Origin of the sequence: Lysobacter sp. Root983 (genome assembly GCF_001429345.1) — a bacterium.
Taxonomy (GTDB): Bacteria; Pseudomonadota; Gammaproteobacteria; order Xanthomonadales; family Xanthomonadaceae; genus Lysobacter.
Genome location: NZ_LMJO01000016.1, coordinates 389852 through 409962, shown reverse-complemented (window position 1 = coordinate 409962; position 20111 = coordinate 389852). Strand labels below are relative to the sequence as shown.

At 69.6% G+C, this 20111-nt stretch carries 15 protein-coding genes; 5 read left to right on the top strand and 10 right to left on the bottom strand.

Features of this window, described 5'->3' with window-relative positions; all coding sequences use genetic code 11:
* Positions 1-2: 2 nt before the first annotated feature.
* Positions 3-1124, top strand: a complete 1122-nt coding sequence (locus ASE43_RS13955) for a glycosyltransferase (RefSeq protein ID WP_057160902.1) — start codon at positions 3-5, stop codon at positions 1122-1124.
* Between the two features lie 73 nt (positions 1125-1197).
* Entirely contained in the window at positions 1198-2451 is a 1254-nt protein-coding gene (locus ASE43_RS13950) for an O-antigen ligase family protein (protein WP_057161135.1), read from the top strand.
* A 55-nt stretch (positions 2452-2506) separates the two neighbouring features.
* Here the strand turns inward: ASE43_RS13950 and lpxL are convergent, their stop codons facing one another.
* The gene (lpxL, locus tag ASE43_RS13945) at positions 2507-3439 is read right to left on the bottom strand and encodes an LpxL/LpxP family Kdo(2)-lipid IV(A) lauroyl/palmitoleoyl acyltransferase (protein ID WP_057160901.1); all 933 of its coding nucleotides are present in this window, start codon (positions 3437-3439) and stop codon (positions 2507-2509) included.
* Between the two features lie 143 nt (positions 3440-3582).
* Between lpxL and waaA the strand changes: the two genes are divergently transcribed.
* Positions 3583-4878 (top strand): lipid IV(A) 3-deoxy-D-manno-octulosonic acid transferase, encoded by a 1296-nt coding sequence (gene waaA, locus ASE43_RS13940; protein WP_057161134.1) that lies wholly within the window; start codon positions 3583-3585, stop codon positions 4876-4878.
* A gap of 223 nt (positions 4879-5101) precedes the next feature.
* Here waaA and ASE43_RS13935 read toward each other — a convergent pair whose 3' ends face one another.
* From ASE43_RS13935 to ASE43_RS13925, 3 genes are all read right to left on the bottom strand, one after another.
* A complete protein-coding gene (locus ASE43_RS13935; RefSeq protein WP_056180250.1) occupies positions 5102-6505 on the bottom strand; it encodes a TolC family outer membrane protein in 1404 nt (467 codons plus the stop codon).
* Between the two features lie 21 nt (positions 6506-6526).
* The gene (locus ASE43_RS13930) at positions 6527-7183 is read right to left on the bottom strand and encodes a protein-L-isoaspartate O-methyltransferase (RefSeq protein ID WP_056180247.1); all 657 of its coding nucleotides are present in this window, start codon (positions 7181-7183) and stop codon (positions 6527-6529) included.
* 172 nt (positions 7184-7355) lie between these two features.
* Positions 7356-8024, bottom strand: a complete 669-nt coding sequence (locus ASE43_RS13925) for a TetR/AcrR family transcriptional regulator (RefSeq protein ID WP_056180244.1) — start codon at positions 8022-8024, stop codon at positions 7356-7358.
* A gap of 78 nt (positions 8025-8102) precedes the next feature.
* Here ASE43_RS13925 and ASE43_RS13920 point away from each other — a divergent pair, with 78 nt between their 5' ends.
* Together ASE43_RS13920 and ASE43_RS13915 are read left to right on the top strand one after the other, a co-directional pair.
* Entirely contained in the window at positions 8103-9209 is a 1107-nt protein-coding gene (locus tag ASE43_RS13920) for an efflux RND transporter periplasmic adaptor subunit (protein WP_057160900.1), read from the top strand.
* Between the two features lie 206 nt (positions 9210-9415).
* Complete coding sequence (locus tag ASE43_RS13915; RefSeq protein ID WP_057160899.1) at positions 9416-12595, top strand: efflux RND transporter permease subunit; 3180 nt, start codon at positions 9416-9418, stop codon at positions 12593-12595.
* Positions 12596-13210: 615 nt separating this feature from the next.
* Here ASE43_RS13915 and leuB read toward each other — a convergent pair.
* The 6 genes from leuB to ASE43_RS13885 all read right to left on the bottom strand — a co-directional run bounded on the left by leuB (position 13211) and on the right by ASE43_RS13885 (position 20086).
* Positions 13211-14299 (bottom strand): 3-isopropylmalate dehydrogenase, encoded by a 1089-nt coding sequence (gene leuB, locus ASE43_RS13910; RefSeq protein WP_056180232.1) that lies wholly within the window; start codon positions 14297-14299, stop codon positions 13211-13213.
* Positions 14289-14870 carry a 3-isopropylmalate dehydratase small subunit gene (gene leuD, locus ASE43_RS13905; RefSeq protein ID WP_057160898.1) on the bottom strand — a complete coding sequence of 194 codons (582 nt, stop codon included), beginning with the start codon at positions 14868-14870 and terminating at the stop codon, positions 14289-14291. The genes leuB and leuD overlap by 11 nt, the downstream gene beginning before the upstream one ends.
* Positions 14870-16294: a 3-isopropylmalate dehydratase large subunit gene (gene leuC / locus ASE43_RS13900; protein WP_057160897.1), complete on the bottom strand. Its 1425-nt coding sequence runs from the start codon at positions 16292-16294 to the stop codon at positions 14870-14872. Before leuC ends, leuD begins: the two co-directional genes overlap by 1 nt.
* 144 nt (positions 16295-16438) lie before the next feature.
* Complete coding sequence (locus ASE43_RS13895; RefSeq protein ID WP_057160896.1) at positions 16439-18028, bottom strand: 2-isopropylmalate synthase; 1590 nt, start codon at positions 18026-18028, stop codon at positions 16439-16441.
* Positions 18025-19173 (bottom strand): threonine dehydratase, encoded by a 1149-nt coding sequence (locus ASE43_RS13890; protein ID WP_057160895.1) that lies wholly within the window; start codon positions 19171-19173, stop codon positions 18025-18027. Before ASE43_RS13890 ends, ASE43_RS13895 begins: the two co-directional genes overlap by 4 nt.
* Positions 19174-19177: 4 nt before the next feature.
* Positions 19178-20086 carry an aminotransferase class IV gene (locus ASE43_RS13885; protein ID WP_057160894.1) on the bottom strand — a complete coding sequence of 303 codons (909 nt, stop codon included), beginning with the start codon at positions 20084-20086 and terminating at the stop codon, positions 19178-19180.
* Between the last annotated feature and the right edge of the window lie 25 nt (positions 20087-20111).

Here is a 20111-nt window from a genome sequence, read left to right as displayed (position 1 = left end):
GCGTGCGCCCGCTGACCGTAGTGCAATTGCTGCCGGCGCTGGAGTCCGGCGGCGTCGAACGTTCCACCCTGGAGATCGCCGACGCGCTGGTGCGTGCCGGCCATCGCGCGCTCGTGGTCTCGGCCGGCGGCCGGCTGGTGCCGCGCCTGCTCGCCAGCGGCGCCGAGCACATCGAACTCGACATCGGGCGCAAATCCCTGCTGAGCCTGCGCCACGCGCGCGCGCTGCGACGCCTGTTCGCCGACACCGGCGCCGACATCGTGCACGCGCGCTCGCGTCTGCCGGCCTGGCTGACCCGGCTGGCCCTGCGCGGCATGCCGACGACGGCGCGTCCGCATTTCGTCACCACCGTGCACGGGCTCAATTCGCCGTCGCGCTACAGCGCGGTCATGACGACGGGTGAGCGCGTGATCTGCGTGTCCGACACCGTGCGCGGGTACGTGCTGCGACATTACCCCGACACCGATCCGGCCAAGCTGCGCACGATCCCGCGCGGCATCGATCCGGCCGCGTTCCCGCGAGCGCCGATGCCGGATCGCGAGGCGCGCGCCTGGGCCGCGTCGCTGCATCCCGCGCTCGCCGGCAGCGGGCCGTTGCTGCTGCTGCCCGGTCGCGGCACCCGCCTCAAGGGCCATGCCGATGCGCTGAGTCTGCTGGCCGCGCTGCGCCGCGACGGCGACGATGCGCGCCTGTGGCTGCCGGGCGCGCGCGAGGCCGGGCGCGAGGCCTACATCGCCGAACTCGAACGCGAAGCCCAGGCGTTGGGCGTGGCCGATGCGGTCGCTTTCACCGCGCCCACCGACGCGATCGCGCGCGCCTATGCCGCCGCCGATCTGGTGCTGCAGCTGTCGCGCAAACCTGAGGCCTTCGGTCGCACCGTGGTGGAGGCCCTGTCGGTGGGGCGCGCCGTGCTCGGCTGGGCCCACGGCGGCGTCGGCGAACTGCTCGCGCAACTGCAACCGCGCGGGGCGGTGGCGCCGTTCGACCCGGTCTTACTGCACGCGGCGGCTCGCGAATTGCTAACGCATCCGCCCGCGGCAACGGATACGATTGCCTATTCCTTGCGTGCGATGCAGGAGGCCACGCTTGGCGTCTACGCCGAATTCCCCCGCCGACCGCGCTGATCCGCGTTGGGTCGATCCCAACCCGCCGAAGCCGGCGGGCGTCGCGCATGGCTGGCGATGGGCGCCGGCCTGGATCCTGGCCTATGTCGCGCTGTGGCCGGCGCCGGGCTACGCCGAGGCGGTGCTGGTGCTGGGCGCGCTGGCCGCGATCGTGCACCTGGTCGCCTCGCGTTTCCGCAGCGGCGGCCAGTTGCTGAGCAATCCGGCATGGGCCCTGACCAGCGTGCTGTTCTTCGCCTACTGGTTGCCCGAGCTGGTCTCGGCCTTCGATGCGGTCGACACGCCGCACGCGCTACGCAAGGCGCTGGAAGACATTCGCTACCTGCCGTTCCTGTGGCTGGCGGCCTCGGCGGTCGCCAATCCGCGCGGGCGCCGGACCATCTTCGGCGGCCTGGCGGTGATCGTCGCGATCTGGACGGTGGACGCCTTGTTGCAGGCGCTGACCGGCGCCAGCCCGCTGTTTTCGGCGCTGGACGCGATCAAGCGCGGCATCAGCGGCCACGGTATGTGCACGCCGGAGGAAATCGCCGGCGTCGACCGCCTCAGCGGCGTGCTCGGCCCGTGCAATCTCAAACTCGGCCAAGTGCTGGCCAGCCTGTCGCCGTTCGCGCTCTACGCCGGCGGCCGGCGCTACGGCATGGGCGGTTGGTTGATCGCGGCCGCGGGCGTCGGCCTGGTGGTGGTGTTGGCCGGTTCGCGCGCGTCGTGGATCACCTACGCGCTGGTGCTGGTGCTGTCGGGCTGGCGCTTGCTGGGCTGGAAGCGCCTGCTGGGCGTGTTCGCGTTCGGCGCGATCGCGGTGGCGACCATCGCCGTGGTCTCGCCGCAGGTGCGAGAGCGCATCGTGCGCACCACCCTGGTCCGCAGCGCCGACGCCGAGGGCGTGGACAGTGCGCTGTCCGGACGCGCGCGCATCTGGGGCGCCGCGCTGTGCATGGCGCGCGAGAACCCGATCAATGGCGTCGGCGCGCGCGGCTTCCGCGAGGCCTTCCCGGCCTGCGACCCCGATCCCGGCAAGCAGGCCGCCTGGGGCTACGGCCCCGCGCTGCACGCGCACCAAGTGGTGCTGGAAGTGCTCAGCGAGACCGGCCTGTTCGGTTTGTTGATGTGGCTGGCAGGCGTGGCCCTGGCCTGGCGGGCGTGGCGGTTCGCCGACGACGCCGCGCGCGATCGCGCGCGCCCGGCCATGCTCGCGATCGCGGTCACGCTGTTTCCGTTCAACACCCATCTGGCCTTCTATTCGACCTTCTGGGGCGGCCTGGCGCTGATGCTGGTGGCTTTGTATGCGGGGAGCTTGTTGTCGCAACCGGCCGAGAAGCAGGAGTGAGTCTGGAGAAGTGAGAAGTGAGTAAGAGCAGAGCGGAAACGCTTCCGCTCACTTCTCACTCCTCCCCGCTCGCTCCTCGCTTGTACGGCGAGACATCCCCCGGCGGCCGGCGCTTGAAGCGGCGGTGGATCCACAGGTACTGGCTGGGCGCTTCGCGCACCATCGCCTCGATCTGGGCGTTCACGCGCGCGCTGTCGGCGGTGGCGTCGGAGGACGGGAAGTCCGCCAACGGCGCGCCCAGGCGCAGCACGTAGTCGCCGCCTTCGCGGCGATGGAAGAACGGCACCACGGCGCAGCCGCTGAGGCGGGCGAACTGGTGGGTGGCGGTGATCGTCGCCGCCGGCACGCCGAAGAACGGCGCGAACACCGTGTCCTTGCCTCGCATGTCCTGGTCCGGCGCGTACCACAGGAAGCCGCCCTGCTTGAGGTGGCGCATGGCCGGACGGATCTCTTCGTTGGTGTACATGGCCGCGGCGTAGCGCAGACGTCCGCGCTTGACCGCCCACTCGAACACCGGGCTGCGGTGGCGACGGTACATGCCGGCCAGCGGCAGGTGGTCGCACATCAGCCGGCCGCACATCTCCAGGGTCATGAAGTGGCCGGAGATCAGCAGCACGCCGCGTCCCTGCGCGCGCACCTCGTCCAGCAGTTCCAGGCCCTCGATGCGCACCGTGCGCCGCATCGGCCCCACCGAGCCCCACCAGGCGCGTGCGAATTCGAACAGGCCGATGCCGAGGTCGCGGAAGCTCTCGCGCAGCATGCGCTCGCGCTCGGCCTCGCTCTTTTCGGGATAGCACAGGGCCAGGTTGATCCGCGCCGCGCGCCGGCGCTCTCCGGCCGCATGCAGGGCGAACGCGCCGAACAAGCGGCCCAGCCCGCGTTGCAGGGACCAGGGCAGACGCGCGCCCAGGCACATGCCGGCCAGGGCCAGCCACATCGGCCAATGGCGGGGGCCGCGCGGGGGAAGGGGCAGCGGGGTTGCGCTCATGCACGCTAGTTTAGAGGGATGAGGACGAAACGCGGCCACGGACCGGCGCCGCGCGTGCGCAAAAGCTGGCCAATCGCGGCCGTGGCCGCCGTTTCGCGCGGCCGATGGGCGTGGCGCGGGCGCGGAACGCTTATCCTTGGCGCATGCAGAGGGACTATATCGAGCGCCTGTTGCGCGGCCTGTACTCGGTCGCGCTATACCTATTGGCGCCGGTCACGGTCTACCACCTGATCTGGCGCGGTTTTCGCCAGCCGGCCTATTTTCAGCGCTGGCTGGAGCGCTACGCGATCTATCGCGGCCCCGCCCACAGCCGCACGCTGTGGCTGCATGCAGTCTCGGTGGGCGAGGTCAACGCCGCGATCCCGCTGGTCAACGCCTTGCGCCGCGGCCGCCCCGATTTGCGCCTGCTGGTGACCACGATCACCCCGACCGGATCGGACCGTGCGCGCGCGGCCTGGGGCGATGGCGTCGAGCACGTCTATCTGCCCTACGACCTGCCCGGCGCGGTCTCGCGTTTCCTCCAGCACCACCGCCCCTGCGCGGCGCTGATCATGGAGACCGAGCTCTGGCCCAGCCTGCTGTTCGGCTGCCGCGACCGCGGCATTCCGACCTACATCGTCAACGCGCGCCTGTCCGAGCGCTCGCTGCGCGGTTATCGGGTGCTGGCGCCGCTGGTCGCGCGCGCGCTACGCACCGTGCGCGCGGTCGCGGCGCAGTCGCGCGCCGACGGCGAGCGCTTCGTGCGCCTGGGCGCGCGGCCGGAGCAGATCGTCGAGACCGGCAACCTCAAGTTCGACGTCAACGTGCCCGAGGCGCTGGACGAATTCGCCGCCGAATGCCGCCGTCACAGCGGTGCGCGCCCGGTCTGGATCGCGGCCAGCACGCACGAGGACGAGGAGGCGGCGGTGATCGCCATCCATCGCCGTCTGCGCGCGCGCTTCCCGGAGCTGCTGCTGTTGTGGGCGCCGCGCCATCCGGAGCGGTTCCGGGTGGTCGCCGAATCCGCGCGCGCGATCGGTTGGACGGTATCGACGCGCTCGCGCATGCGTTGGCCGCAACGCGGCGACGACGTGTTCGTGATCGACACCCTGGGCGAGCTGATGTGCTTCTACGCCGGCGCCGACGTCGCCTTCGTCGGCGGCAGCCTGCAGGCGATCGGCGGCCACAACCTGTTGGAACCGGCCGCCACCGGCACGCCCATCGTGACCGGCCCGCACCTGCACAATTTCGTCGAGATCGCCGAGCGCCTGCAGGCCGCCGGCGCGCTGCGCATCGGCGACGACGCCGACGCGGTGCAGCGCGAGCTCGAGCGCCTGCTATCCGACCCCGAGCAGCGCGCGCAGATGGTCGCGGCCGGCCGCGCCCTGGTCGAACTTGGGCGCGGCGCGCTGGCCAAGACCATCGCCCTGTTGCAACCGGCGCTGCCGCCGCAGGCTTGAGTTTCTGGGAGCGTGTATTCCCGCAACTCCGGCCGAAGACGCATCGCGGCTTACGCCGCTCCCACAGACAGCGAATTCGCTCCGTAGGATGCGGTGAGCGCAGCGAACCGCATCATCGCCATCGCCAAGATCGCGTCGGAGACGCGATGCGCCTTGCGAGCGCGCAAAAGAAAACCGCCGGGCGAGCCGGCGGTGTTCGTGTCGCATCGAGCGGGCGTCGGAATCAGCCACCGCTGGGCTCGAACTTGGCCGCCGGTTCGGCGGTCAGCAGGCGGTTGATGTCCTGCACGTCGGCCACGTCCAGCGTACCGGCAGCCTGCTCCAGCAGCAGACGGTTCTGCAGGTAGTTGTACTTGGCCTGCGCGTAGGCCTGCTGCGCGGTGAACAGGTTCTGCTGGTTGATCAACACGTCCAGCACGGTGCGGGTGCCGACTTCCAGGCCGACTTGGGAGGCCTCGTAGGCGCTGCGCGCCGAGACCAGCGCCAGACGGCGGGCTTCGACTTCGCTGACGCCGGCGACCAGGGTCTGGTAGGCGTTGCGGGCGTTGCGCACCAGGGCGCGCTTCTGCTGCTCAAGCTCGTCGCTGGCGACATCGCGCGTGGCCAGGGCCTGGCGCACGCCGGACTGGGTGGCGCCGCCGGCGAAGATCGGCACCGACAGGGTGATGCCCAGGCTGGGGCCGCGGCCTTCGCTGTCGCTTTCGAAGGTGTTGCCGCCGAAGGTGCGGTCGGTCCAGGTCTTGCTCTTGTCGTAGCCGCCGGTCAGGTACAGGGTCGGCCAGTGGCCGGAGCGCGCGGTCTCGACGTCGGCTTCGGCCGACTGCACCTGAAACTGCTTGGCGCGCAGGGACGGGTTGTTCTCGATCGCGGTTTGGACCCAGCCGTCGACGCCCTGCGATTCCGGCAGCGCCGGCTTGAAGTCGTCCGGCAGGCCCTTGAGGTTGCGGATCGGCTGGCCGGTGATTTCGCTCAGCGCCTGGTAGGCGTCCTCGACCGCGTTGCGCACCAGGATGGTGTTGGCGCGGGCGTTGTCGTATTGGGCGCGGGCTTCGTGCACGTCGGTGATCGGCGCCAGGCCGACTTCCAGGCGCTTGGAGGCGTAGTCGAACTGCTTCTTCAGCGCGGTCTCGGCGGCCTCGGCCGCGGCCAGGGTCTCCAGCTGCACCAGCACGTTGAAGTAGGCGGCCGAGGTACGCGTGATCAGGGTGTCGCCGGCGGACTCGAGCTGAAAGTCGCTGGCCTGGCTGAGCGCGTTGCGGCTCTTGAGCGTGGTGAAGCGGCTGCGGTCGTAGATCATCTGCCGCAGGTCGACGCCGTAGCTGCGCGAGGTCGTCTCGGTGGTCAGATTGCCGGCGACCTCGACCGGATTGGTCGGATCGCTATTGTCGGTGAAGCTGGGCGCGGTGTTGCGCGACTTGCTGAGCGTGGCCGAACCGGTCAGCGACGGCAGCATCGCCGCGCGGGCCTGCACCGCGCCTTCCTTGGTGGCCAGGCGGCTGGATTCGGCGGCCGACAACTGCGGGTCGCCGTTGCGGGCCAGCTCGTAGGTCTGCAGCAGGTCTTCCGCCGAAGCGACGGCCGGCAGCAGGGCGACAACGAGGGCGAGAACGAGTGGGCGGCGGATCATGCGGCTTCCTTGACGTTCGGTTCAGAACTCGAAGACGGGCGCGGGCGCCGCGCCGACGAGATAGGGTAGGTCGGTTTCGAACAACGATTGGATGCGGCGAGCGTTGACTTCGTTGCGCACCAGCACCGCTTCCATCGCCGGCGACCGGCCGCGGACCACGAACAGGCGTCCATCCGGCTGCAGCCAGTCGAAGAAGTGTTGCGGAATTTCGGCGACCGCGCCGGTGACGCAGATCGCGTTGTAGCGGCGCTCGCTACGCCAGGCGTAGGCGTCGGCCAGCACCACCTGGGCGTTCTCCACCGATTGCTCGGACAGGCGCGCGCGGGCGGCGTCGGCGAGGTCGGCGTGGATTTCCAGGCTGGTCACTTCGCGCGCCAGGCGCCCCAGGCAGGCGGTCAGATAGCCGCTGCCGGTGCCGATCTCGAGCACGTCGTCGGTGGGGTCCAGCTCCAGCGAATGCAGGGTGCGGCCTTCCAGCACCGGCTTCATGGCGAATTCGCCATGGCCCAGCGGCAGGGACAGATCGGCATAGGCCAGGTTGCGGTGCTCGGCGGAGACGAAGGCCTCGCGCGGCAGCGTCGCCAGCACGTCGAGTACGCGCGGGTCGAGCACGTCCCAGGGCCGAACTTGTTGTTCGACCATCAGTTCACGTGCTTTGGCGTAATCGATCGTAGTCATTGGTTCGTGGTCTCGCGCGGGGAACGTCGGTCGAAATGCAGGCTAGAGCCGACAATTCTACCGGTCTGGCGCGGCAGCCGGTGGATACAGGATGGCGGTTGCGGGCGTACGGGGCTGAGTGCCGGAAGTCACCAAGACCGTCGTCATTCGCGCTCCCGCCCGGGCCTGGGTTCTATCCATGGGACGCGGAACGGGCGTAGGCGCGCAGGAACAGGTCCACCGAGGCCTGCAGGTGGGCGTCGATCTGGGACGCGTCGAAGTCGCAACCGAACACCAGTTGCGCGTGCGGTTCGCCCTTGAGCAGGGCGAAGAACTGCCCGGCGGCGCGCTCGACGTCGTCGATCCGCAGCTCGCCGGCGACGATGCGCCGGCGCAGCAGGGCCGCGAATTCCTGGTGCACGCGCTGCGGGCCGGCTTCCCAGAACATCCGCGGCAGCGGCGAGCCGGCCAGCTGCGGCGAGCACAGGATGCGATGGCCCTGGACCGCCTCGGGCGCACTGACCATGGCCCAGAACGCCTGCGCGATCGTCATCAGGCGCTCGCGCAGCGGGGTCGCCGGCGAGGGCTCGAACAGCAGCGGCGGCAGGTGGCGCTCGCAATAGGTCTTGATGGCCTCGGCGAACAGGGCCTCCTTGTCGCCGAAATGGCTGTAGACGGTGAGCTTGGAGACCCCGGCCTCGGCCGCGATCTGATCCATGCTGGTGGCGTCGAAGCCGGCCTGGGTGAACATTTTCGAGGCCGCATCGAGGATGGCGGCGCGCTTGCTCAGGTCCTTGGGGCGGCCCGGACCGGCGGGTTTGGCGGTCTCGGGCGGGGGCAGGGTTTTGCGTGAGGCGGTCATGCGCGGAATACTAGACTAACGGGTTCGATATTTATACAGTACCGCCAGGTACATTAATTATCCCTGAGGTCACCCGCGATGCGCAGCCGCACTTCCTCCCCCGGATTGGCGTTTTCCAGCGCCGTTCTGATGCTGGCGTTGGCGGCTTGCGGCCGCGATGCCCCCGCGCCCGAAGCGGCCCGGCCGGTGCTGGTGACCCACCCCGGCGCCGGCCAGACCGGCGTGACCGCCTTCGCCGGCGAAGTCCGCGCCCGCCAGGAAAGCCCGCTGTCGTTCCGGGTCGGCGGCAACCTGGTCGAGCGTCGGGTCGATGTCGGTGCCCACGTCGCCGCCGGCGACCTGCTCGCGGTGCTGGACCCGGGCGATCTGCAGGCGCAGTCGCGCGCGGCCCAGGCCCAATTGGCCGCGGCCGAGGCCGAACTCGGCCGCGCCCGCGCCGATCAGCAGCGTTTTGCCCGCCTCGCCGACGATCAATTGGTCAGTCGCTCCAACCTGGACGCGCAGAACGCCGCGGCCAAGGCCGCGCAGGGCCAGGTCAACGCCGCCCGCGCCAACCTGGACGTGGCGCGCAACCAGGCTCAGTACACCCAATTGCGCGCGCCGCACGCGGGCGTGATCGCCACGCGCAGCGCCGAGGCCGGGCAGGTGGTCGCGGCCGGCCAGCAGGTGTTCGGCCTGGCCGCCGACGGCGTGCGCGAAATCGCGTTCGCGATACCCGAAGGCGCGATCGCCCAGTTCAAGACCGGCCGCGAGGTGATGGTCGAGCTGTGGTCGCAACCGGGCCAGCGCTGGCCGGGCCGGGTGCGCGAGATCGCGCCGGCCGCCGACCCGGCCTCGCGCACCTATGCCGCGCGGGTCGCGGTCGAGGCGCCGGAAGGCAGCCTCGAACTCGGTCAGAGCGCGCGCGTCTACATCGTCCAGGACGGCAATGGCGGTGCGGGTTTGAGCGTGCCGCTGTCGGCGCTGCAACGCGACAAGGGCGCGCCCGCGGTGTTCGTGGTCGACCCCAAAACCTCGACCCTGAAGTTGGTGCCGGTGCGGATCGGCGCCTACGGCGAGGATCGCGTGCCGGTCACGAGCGGCCTGAGCGCGAACGACTGGGTGGTCGCGGCCGGCGGTCATCTGGTGCGTGCGGGTCAGAAGGTGGTGGCGGTGGATCGAGACAATCGACCCGTCAAACCGTAGTCCCCGAAGTGAACGCGACCCGATCGCCATTGAGCTGCCCGATGCGAATCCCGCTCGGCACCTTCGCCCTTCCCCCGCTCGCGGGGGAAGGGATGGGATGGGGGCGCGCCGCCGCGACACGCGTCGTACCGCATCCGTCCGCTCTCACCTCAACCCCTCTCCCGCAAGCGGGAGAGGGGCGACTCATTCAACGCTGAGCCTCTCTCATGCGCTTCAATCTCTCCGAATGGGCGCTGCGTCACCGCAGCCTGATCGTCTACGCGATGCTGGTGGCGGCGATCGCCGGCACCTTCTCTTATATGCGTCTGGGCCGCAGCGAGGACCCGGCGTTCACCTTCAAGGTCATGGTGATCCGGACCCTGTGGCCCGGCGCCACCGCCGACGAGGTCTCGCGCCAGGTCACCGAGCGCATCGAGAAGAAGCTGATGGAGACCGGCCAGTACGAGTTCATCCGCTCGTACTCGCGCGCCGGCGAGTCGCAGGTGATCTTCGGCGCGCGCGACTCGATGCACTCCAAGGACATCCAGCCGCTGTGGTACCAGGTGCGCAAGAAGGTCGGCGATATCCGCGCCACGCTGCCCAGCGACGTGGTCGGGCCGTTCTTCAACGACGAGTTCGGCGACACCTTCGGCAATATCTATGCCTTGACCGGCAAGGGCTTCGACTACGCCGTGCTCAAGGACTACGCCGAGCGCGTGCAACTGGCTCTGCAGGACCACGCCGACGTCGGCAAGATCGAACTGTTCGGCGTGCAGGACGAGAAGATCTGGGTCGAGCTGTCGAACGTGAAGCTGGCGACCCTGGGCGTGCCGGCCAACGCGGTCGGTGAGGCCCTGAATCAGCAGAACGCGCTGGCCCCGGCCGGCTTCTTCGAAACCGGCAGCAACCGCGTGGCGCTGCGCGTCGGCGGCCAGTTCAAGACCGTCGAGGAAATCCGCGAATTCCCGATCCGGGTCGGCGACCGCACCTTCCGCCTCGGCGACGTCGCCGAGGTACGCCGCGGCTTCTCCGATCCGCCCGCGCCGCGCATGCGCTTCATGGGCGAGGACGCGATCGGCATCGGCGTGTCGATGAAGGAGGGCGGCGACATCCTCAAGCTGGGCAAGACCCTGGAGACCGAGTTCGCGCGGCTGCAGAAGACCCTGCCGGCGGGCATGGAGCTGCGCAAGGTCGCCGACCAGCCGGCCGCGGTCGATGCGTCGGTGGGCGAGTTCGTGCGCGTGCTGGCCGAGGCGGTGCTGATCGTGCTGCTGGTCAGCTTCTTCTCGCTGGGTTGGCGCACCGGCCTGGTGGTGGCGCTGTCGATTCCGCTGGTGCTGGCGATGACCTTCGCCGCCATGCAGTTCTTCGGCGTCGGCCTGCACAAGATTTCGCTGGGCGCGCTGGTGTTGGCGCTGGGCCTGCTGGTGGACGACGCGATCATCGCCGTCGAGATGATGGCGATCAAGATGGAGCAGGGCTTCGACCGCATCCGCGCGGCCGCATTCGCCTGGGACAGCACCGCCTTCCCGATGCTCACCGGCACCCTGATCACCGCCGCCGGCTTCCTGCCGATCGCGACCGCGGCCTCCGGTACCGGCGAGTACACGCGCTCGCTGTTCCAGGTGGTCACGATCGCGTTGCTGGTGTCGTGGATCGCCGCGGTCGCGTTCATCCCTTACCTGGGCGACAAGTTGCTGCCCGACCACGGCCATGCGGCCGCGCCCAAGCCCGGCTCGCTGGTCGCGCGCTGGCATGCGCAACGCGCGCGCTGGGCCGAGCGTCTAAGCGCGCGCTCGGGCGCGGGCGCGCTGGCGGAGTTCATCGCCCCCACGCCGCACGACGGCAAGGATCACGATCCCTACGCCAGCAAGTTCTATACGCGCTTCCGCAACTGGGTGACCTGGTGCGTGCGCCGCCGTTGGCTGGTGATCGGGATCACCGTGGCCGCGTTCTTCCTGTCGGTGTTCATGTTCCGCTTCGTGCCGCAGCAGTTCTTCCCGGATTCGGTGCGTCCGGAGCTGATGGTGGACATGGAGCTGGCCGAGGGCAGCTCGCTGCGTCAGACCGCCGAACAGGCCCAGCGTCTGGAAGCTCTGCTCAAGCAGCGCAAGGACCTGGTCAACTACGTGTCCTACGTCGGCACCGGTTCGCCGCGCTTCTATCTGCCGCTGGACCAGCAGCTGCCGTCGGCCAACTTCGCCCAGTTCGTGTTGATGCCCAAGGACGTGGCCGCGCGCGAAGCGATCCGCGAATGGGTGATCAAGGACGTGGTGCCGCGCTTCCCCGACCTGCAGCTGCGCGTGACCCGCTTGGAGAACGGTCCGCCGGTCGGCTACCCGGTGCAGTTCCGCGTCTCGGGCGAGCACATCGACCGCGTGCGCGCGATCGCTTATCAGGTGCGCGAGAAGATCCGTGCCAACCCGCACGTGACCAACGTGAACCTGGACTGGGACGAGCCGAACAAGGTGGTGCGCCTGCAGGTGGACCAGGAACGCGCGCGCGCGCTGGGCGTGACCTCGGCGCAGCTGTCGCAGTTCCTGTCCAGTTCGCTGTCGGGCTCGCACATCAGCACCTACCGCGAGGGCAACGAACTGATCGAGATGCTGCTGCGCGGCCCCACCGAGGAGCGTCTGCAGTTGAGCATGCTGGGCAGCCTGATGGTGCCGACCAGCAACGGCCGCGCGGTGCCGCTGACCCAGATCGCCACGCTCGAGTACGGTTTCGAGGAGGGCATCATCTGGCACCGCGACCGCCAGCCGACCATTACGGTGCGCGCCGACATCTACGACGGCACCCAGCCGGCGACGGTGATGGGCCAGATCTCGCCGACCCTGGACGCGCTGCGTGCGCAGCTGCCTTACGCCTACTCGATCGATGTCGGCGGCAGCGTCGAGGACTCGGCGCGCGGCCAGAATTCGATCATCGCCGGCGTGCCGCTGTTCGTGTTCGCGGTGTTCACCTTGCTGATGCTGCAGCTGCGCAGTTTCTCGCGCAGTTTCATGGTGCTGCTGACGGCGCCGCTGGGCCTGATCGGCGTGACCCTGTTCCTGCTGGTGTTCCGGGTGCCGTTCGGTTTCGTGGCGATGCTGGGCACGATCGCGTTGTCGGGCATGATCATGCGCAATTCGGTGATCCTGGTCGATCAGATCGAGCAGGACCGTGCGGACGGGCATGAGCCGTGGCGGGCGATCGTGGAGGCGACGGTGCGGCGTTTCCGGCCGATCGTGTTGACGGCGCTGGCGGCGATCCTGGCGATGATTCCGCTGTCGCGCAGTGCGTTCTTCGGGCCGATGGCGGTGGCGATCATGGGCGGTCTGATGGTGGCGACGCTGTTGACGCTATTGTTCCTGCCGGCGCTGTATGCGGCGTGGTTCAAGGTGAAGGCGCCGGAGGCGGGGGCGTAAGCCCGCGGTCTCTATCCCCTCTCCCGCTCTTTGCTTCTAGCTCCCTCCTTTGGAAAAGGAGGGTTGGGGAGGATTTGCTTTTGCTTTGCTTTCGTCTTTTCAGACCGAAGGTCAAGGGCTTCCGCCTGCTGCGCATGCGGGTCACTTTCTCTTGCTAGCCCAAGAGAAAGTGACCAAAGAGAAGGGCTAGCGTGACCAACCCTCCCTTGCGAGTTCGGAGCGTGCGCCGGGATTTTTCGATAGGACATCCTTGTCCTATCGAAAAACGGCGCGCGTCCTGCGCGCCGCCCTTCGGGTCTACGGCTGATCGGCGAGTGCGTTGCAATGAATTGGAATCCTGCTGCAGCCCTGGACGCTGGTCTTCATTCCGATCCCGATGCCGGCNGCGTGCGCCGGGATTTTTCGATAGGACATCCTTGTCCTATCGAAAAACGGCGCGCGTCCTGCGCGCCGCCCTTCGGGTCTACGGCTGATCGGCGAGTGCGTTGCAATGAATTCCAATGCAACAGCAACAGCAACAGCAACGGCAAACGCGACGGCAAACGCAACCGAAACTGCAACCGTGGTTGGTCTATTCAAGGCCAGGGCTGCACGTTCGAATGCGCAGCCCCGCACTCAGTCGCGTAGCTCCGCGATCTGACAAGGCAGCTCCAGCTGCGCGAGTACCGCCGCCGTCACCTCGGCCGTGCTGGCGCCGCGGCCGTTCGGGGCGAGGTCGGCGCTGAGGACGCCGCGTTCCAGTACCGCCGCCACCGCTTGTTCGATGCAGTCGGCTTCGTCGCTCAAACCCAGCGAGTGGCGCAGCAGCATCGCCGCGCTGAGGATGGTGCCGACCGGGTTGGCGATGCCGCGGCCGGCGATGTCGGGGGCGGAGCCGTGGATGGGCTCGTAGAGGCCGACCTTGCCTTCGCCCAGCGAGGCCGATGGCAGCAGGCCCAGCGAGCCGGCGAGCATCGAGGCTTCGTCGGTGAGGATGTCGCCGAACATGTTCTCGGTCACGATCACGTCGAAGGCGCGCGGCTTGGCGATCAAATGCATCGCCATCGAATCGACCAGCTGGTGTTCCAGGGTCACGTCCGGGAACTCGTCGCGGGCGACGCGAGTGGCGACTTCGCGCCACAGACGCGAGGTCTCCAGCACATTGGCCTTGTCCACCGAGACCACATGTCCGCGGCGACCGCGCGCGAGCGCGCAGGCGCGGCGCACCACGCGTTCGATCTCGGCCACGCTGTACTCGCACAGGTCGCTGGCGCTGTCGGCGCTGCGCTGCTTCTGGCCGAAGTAGATGCCGCCGGTGAGCTCGCGCACCACCAGCAGGTCGACGCCGGCCAGCAGGTGCGGCTTGATCGGCGAGGCGCCCAGGGTGGCCGCGTGCGGTTTCACCGGGCGCAGGTTGGCGTACAGGCCCAGACCTTTGCGCAGGGCCAGCAGGCCTTGTTCGGGACGCACTTTCGCCTTGGGGTCGGACCACTTCGGGCCGCCGACCGCGCCCAGCAGCACGGCGTCGGCCTTGCGGCAGGCGGCCAGCGTGGCTTCGGGCAGGGGCTCGCCGGTGGCGTCGATCGCGGCGCCGCCGATCAGGTGCTCGCGCAGCGCGAAGGCGTGGCCGTAGCGGCGGCCGACCGTGCGCAGCACTTCGACCGCGGCGGCGGTGACTTCGGGGCCGATGCCGTCGCCCGGCAATACGACGATCTCAGCGTGCATGACGCAGTTCCTCATAACGTTGGATGGCGGTTTGTTGTTTGAGCAGATAGCCCAGCTGGTCCACGCCTTCGAGCAGACAAGTCTGGGCGAACGCGTCCAGCGGGAATTGCACGCGGCGGCCGCCGGGCAGGATCACGCTGCGGCTGGCGACGTCGACGGACAATTCGATGCCGGGACGATCCAGCAACTCGTCGACCACATCGCTGTCGAGCACGATCGGCAGCAGGCCGTTCTTGAGCGCGTTGCTGCGGAAGATGTCGGCGATCTCGGTGCTGATCACCGCGCGCAGGCCCAGGTCGGTCAAGGCCCAGGGCGCGTGCTCGCGCGAGGAACCGCAGCCGAAGTTGCGCCCCGCGACCAGGATCTGCGCGCCGGCGTTCTCGGGTCGATTGAAGACGAACTCGGGATTGGGCGAGCCGTCGGCGAGGTAGCGCCAGTCGTTGAAGGCGTAGCGCCCCAGGCCCTGGCGCTGCGTGGTGGTGAGAAAGCGCGCGGGGATGATCTGGTCGGTGTCGATATTGCGTTCGCGCAGAACGACGGTGCGCGAGGTCAGTGCGGTGAAAGCGCTCATCACGCGGCCTCCGTGGCGACGGCTTGCAGGTAGGCGCGCGGGTCGGTGACCTCGCCCGCGATCGCGCAGGCGGCCGCGGTCAGCGGCGAGGCCAGCAGCGTGCGCGCGCCCTTGCCCTGGCGGCCCTCGAAATTGCGGTTGCTGGTGGAGACCGCGAGCTGGCCCGGGCCGACCAGATCGCCGTTCATGGCGATGCACATCGAGCAGCCCGGCTCGCGCCACTCGGCGCCGGCCGCGCGCACGATGCGGTCGATGCCCTCGGCCTCGGCTTCGCGCTTGACCTGTTCGGAACCCGGCACCACCAGCATGCGCACGCGCGGGTGCACGCGCCGGCCCTGCAGCACCTGCGCGGCCTGACGCAGGTCGGTGAGGCGCGAATTGGTGCAGCTGCCGACGAACACCACGTCCACCGGCGCGCCGGCCAACGCCGCGCCGCCGCTCAGGCCCATGTAGGCCAGCGCCTTGGCGGCGTCGGCGTCCTGCGCGATCGGCAGCTGCGCGTCGACCGAGGCGACCTGGCCGGGGTGGGTGCCCCAGGTCAGGGTGGGTTTGATCGTGCTGGCGTCGATATGCACTTCGCGATCGAAGCGCGCGCCCTCGTCGCCGACGAATGCGCTCCAGCGCGCGACCGCGCGTTCGAAGTCCGCGCCCTGCGGCGCGCGCGGGGTCGCGGCCAGGTAGTCGTAGGTGACCTGGTCGGGCGCGATCAGGCCCGCGCGCGCGCCGGCCTCGATCGACATGTTGCAGACCGTCATGCGCTCGTCCATCGACAGCGCGCGCACGGTGGAGCCGCGGTACTCGATCACCTGGCCGGTGCCGCCGTTGACGCCGATCTCGCCGATCACGTGCAGGATCAGGTCCTTGGCGCCGACGCCGGGCGCGAGCTCGCCTTCGATGTTGATCGCCAGGGTGCGCGGCTTGCGCTGCAACAGGCACTGGGTGGCCAGCACGTGGCCGACCTCGCTGGTGCCGATGCCGAACGCGAGCGCGCCGAACGCGCCGTGGGTGGCGGTGTGGCTGTCGCCGCAGACGATGGTCATGCCGGGCTGGGTCAGGCCCAGCTCTGGGCCGATCACGTGCACGATGCCGCGGTGCGGGCTGTCGTAGTCGAACAACTCGATGCCGTGGCGCGCGCAGTTGCGGCGCAGGGTGTCGACCTGACGCTCGGCCTCGTCGGTGTAGTAGGGCAGCCGGCCGTCGGCGCCGCGCGGCAGGGTCGGTGTGGAATGGTCGAGGGTGCCCTTGGTCAGGTCCGGCCGGCGCGGCGACAGGCCGCGCGATTCGAGCTCGGCGAAGGCCTGCGGGGTGGTGACCTCGTGGATCAGGTGCAGGTCGATGTAGAGCACGGCGGGCACGGCCTCGGTCTCGGGCGTGACCAGGTGGGCGTCCCACAGTTTGTCGAACAGGGTTCTGGGTGCGGTCATGGCGGGATGTGGGGCTTCGATGTTGGGCGGCTGTTGCGTTGGCGGGAGCGGTTCGGGGCGTGGGGCGCTGTGCGGAGCCGTCGTCGTGGCTGCTTGGCGCGTGCCCTCACCCCAACCCCTCTCCCGCAGGCGGGAGAGGGGCTCTTAAGCGGTGGCGGCCAGGCGCTGCGGGGTCTGCTGCTGGGTGCGCAGCACGCGGTTGGCGATCTCCAGCCAGGCCAACGCACTGGCCTCGAGGATGTCGGTGCTGGTGCCCGAGCCGGTCAGTTCGACACCGTCCACGCGTGTGGTCACGCTGGCCTGGCCCTGGGCGTCGTCGCCGGTGGTCACGCTGGACACGTGGTAGCTGTCGATCTGCAGCTGCACGCCGGTCGCGCGCGCCAGCGCGGCGAACAGCGCGTGCACCGGGCCGTCGCCGACCGCGGCTTCGTTGATGGCGCCGCCGTCGGGATCGACCAGCTGCACGCTGGCGGTCGGCAGGCTGTCGCTGGCGATGCCGGTGCTGACATGCGCGCGCACCAGGCGATGGCCGCGCGCGGCGCGCGCGTCGGCGCCCAGCACCAGCGCTTCCAGGTCGGCGTCGAAGACTTCGCGCTTCTTCTCGGCCAGGGCCTTGAAGCTGGCGAACACCGCGTTCAGACGCGCCTCGTCGACGACGAAGCCCAGGGTTTGCAGGCGATCGCTGAGCGCGGCGCGGCCGCTGTGGCGGCCCAGCACCATCTGCGACTGCGCCCAGCCCACGTCCTCGGGATTCATGATCTCGTAGGTGCCGCGGTGCTTGAGCATGCCGTGCTGGTGGATGCCGGACTCGTGCGCGAACGCGTTCTGGCCGACGATGGCCTTGTTGCGTTGCACGGCCATGCCGGTGATGCGCGACAGCAGGCGCGAGGTCGGCACCAGCCGGCGCGTGTCGATGCGGGTCTGGGCGTTGTAATAGCCGCCGCGCACGCGCAGCGCCATCACCAGCTCTTCCATCGCGCAGTTGCCGGCGCGTTCGCCGATGCCGTTGATAGTGCATTCGACCTGGCGCGCGCCGCCTTCGATCGCGGCCAGGCTGTTGGCCACCGCCAGGCCCAGGTCGTTGTGGCAGTGGGCGCTGAAGATCGCGCGTTCGGCGTCGCGCACGTTCGCGCGCAGGTACTCGAACAGGGCGCGGATCTCGCTGGGGGTGGTGTAGCCGACGGTGTCGGGAATGTTCAGGGTGCGCGCACCGGCGGCCAGCGCGGCACCGCAGACCTCGGCCAGGAATTCCGGCTCGGTGCGCAGCGCGTCCTCTGCCGAAAACTCGACGTCGTCGACGTAACGGCGCGCCAGTTCGACGCCCATCACCGCGCGTTCCAGGACCTGCTCGCGGCTCAGGCCCAGTTTGTGTTCGCGATGCAGCGGGCTGGTCGAAATGAAGACGTGGATGCGCGGCTTGCCGGCACTTTCAAGGGCGCGCGCGCAGGCCTCGATGTCGCCGACATGGCAGCGCGCCAGGGTGGCCAGGGTCGAGCCGCGCACTTCGCGCGCGATCGCCTGGGTCGCTTCGATTTCGGCGCCGGAGCTGGCCGGGAAGCCGGCTTCGATCACGTCCACGCCCAGTTCGGCCAGCGCATGCGCGAAGCGCAGCTTCTGGCTGGAGCTCATGCTGCAGCCGGGCGATTGCTCGCCGTCGCGCAGGCTGGTGTCGAAAATGGCGATGTGTTGCGGGGCGTGGTCTATCGGTACTACCGGCCCGGGCGACTCGTTCATGCGGGGACGTCCTCGATCAAAGTGGAATGCGGGGCAAGGGAGGGCGTGTGGGTCGTGCGCGCGGGCGGCGACGACCCGGATCTAAGTCGCGCCAGTCGGAAGATGTCGCTCTCGATGGCGGCCGCGTCGCGTGCGGGCGCCTCGCGGCTGCGTCGGCGCGGGCGTCGCGGTGCGCGCGGGCGCACCTCGGACAGCAGCTGCGCGAGCACGCCGGCGTCGAGGTTGCCGCCGGACACCACCGCGCATTTGCGCTTGCCGGCGATGCGGCGGCCGGCCGCCAGCGCGAGCGCGCCCGCGCCTTCGGCGATGATGTGTTCCTCCAAGGCCAGCCGCACCAACGTCTCGCGCAATTCGGCTTCGCGCACAATCACCACGTCGTCCAGCAGCGCGCTCAGCACGCGTTCGGTGAGGCGGCCCGGATCCTTGACCCGCACGCCGTCGGCCAGGGTCGCGGCCGGTTCGATCAGGCGGCGGTCGCCGCGCAGGGCGCGCGCCATCGAATCCACGCCTTCGACCTGGGCGCCGATCACGCGCACGCGGCGCGCAGCCGCGCTGCCGCACAGCAGCTCCGACTTCAGCGCCAGGGCGACGCCGGCGGCCAGGCCGCCGCCGCCGATCGGCACCAGCAGCACATCGGGCGCGAACGCGGCCAGCTCCAGCGCGACCGTGCCCTGGCCGGCGATCACGTCGGGATCGTCGAAGGCCGACAGCAAGCGATAGTCGTGTTGCTCGGCCAGCTCGATCGCGAAGGCCTTGGCCTCGTCGTAGCTGTCGCCGTGCAGGCGCACGGTGGCGCCCCAGTGGGCGACGCCGGCGATCTTGGTCTGTGGCGCGCAGCGCGGCATCACCGTGATCGCGTTGACGCCCAGGCGGTACGCGGCCCAGGCCAGGCCTTGGGCATGATTGCCGGCGGAGGCGGCGATCACGGTGCGGTGATCGCCGCGTTCGCGCGCGGCCAGCAGCGCGTTGAGCGCGCCGCGCACCTTGTAGGAGCCGGTGCGCTGCAGGTTTTCCAGCTTCAGCCAGCAGCCGAAGCGTTCGGCGTGATGCAACGGCGTCGGGTCCAGGTAGCGACGCAGGCGCGCCTGCGCCGCCAACAGGTCGGCGGCGCTCACGGGTACCGCGCTGGTTACGTCGCCGTCCATGCGCTCAGACCGGCGTCAGCCACGCGCGGTAGCGCGGGTCTTCGCCGCGCACCACGCGCGCGTACTGCGCCGACAGCTCGCGGGTGACCGGGTTGTCGCCGAACTCGCGACGGTCCAGCACCGCGATCGGGGTGGCCTCGGCGGCGGTGCCGCAGACGAACACCTCGTCGGCGTCCAGCAGTTCGTGCAAGGTGACTTCGCGCGATTGCGCGCCGGACAGCGCGATCATGGTGTCGCGGGTGATGCCCGGCAGCGCGTCGCGGTGCTCGACCGAGGTGATCGCGCCGTTCTTGACCATGAACACGTTGGCGCCGGTGCACTCGACCACATAGCCCTTGTCGTCGGTGAACAGCGCTTCGTCGAAGCCGCGTTGCTTGGCTTCGCGCTTGGCCAGGATCGAATTGACGTAGGCGCCGCTGAGCTTCAGCGCCGGCAGCGCAGTGGCCGGGTTGCGCTTCCAGGGCGAGACCGTCAGGCGCGTGCGCGCGCCGCCCAGGTGCACCACCTTGGCCATGGTCGCGATCATCAGATGCTGGCTCAGCGGGTCCACGTCCAGACCGATGGTGCCGGTGCCCATCCAGGTCAGCGGGCGGATGTAGGCGTCGCGATGGCCGTTCGCGCGCAGGGTCTGCACGGTCGCGGCGCTGGCGCGTTCGACGTCGAAATCGATGCCGAACAGCTCGGCGCCCTTGCGCATGCGCTGCATATGCTCGGGCAGGCGGAACACCGCCGCGCCGCCGTCGGCGGTGGCGTAGCTGCGGATGCCTTCGAACACCGCGGTGCCGTAATGCATGGCGTGCGTGGTCAGCGGCGCTTCCGGGGCATCGGCGGCGACGAATTCGCCGTCGAACCAGATCAGCGGCGTTTGCGTGTCCAGGCGCAGCGAGATGCTCGCCGGAGCGGTGGAGAGCATTGGAGAGTCCGCACATGGATGTGCG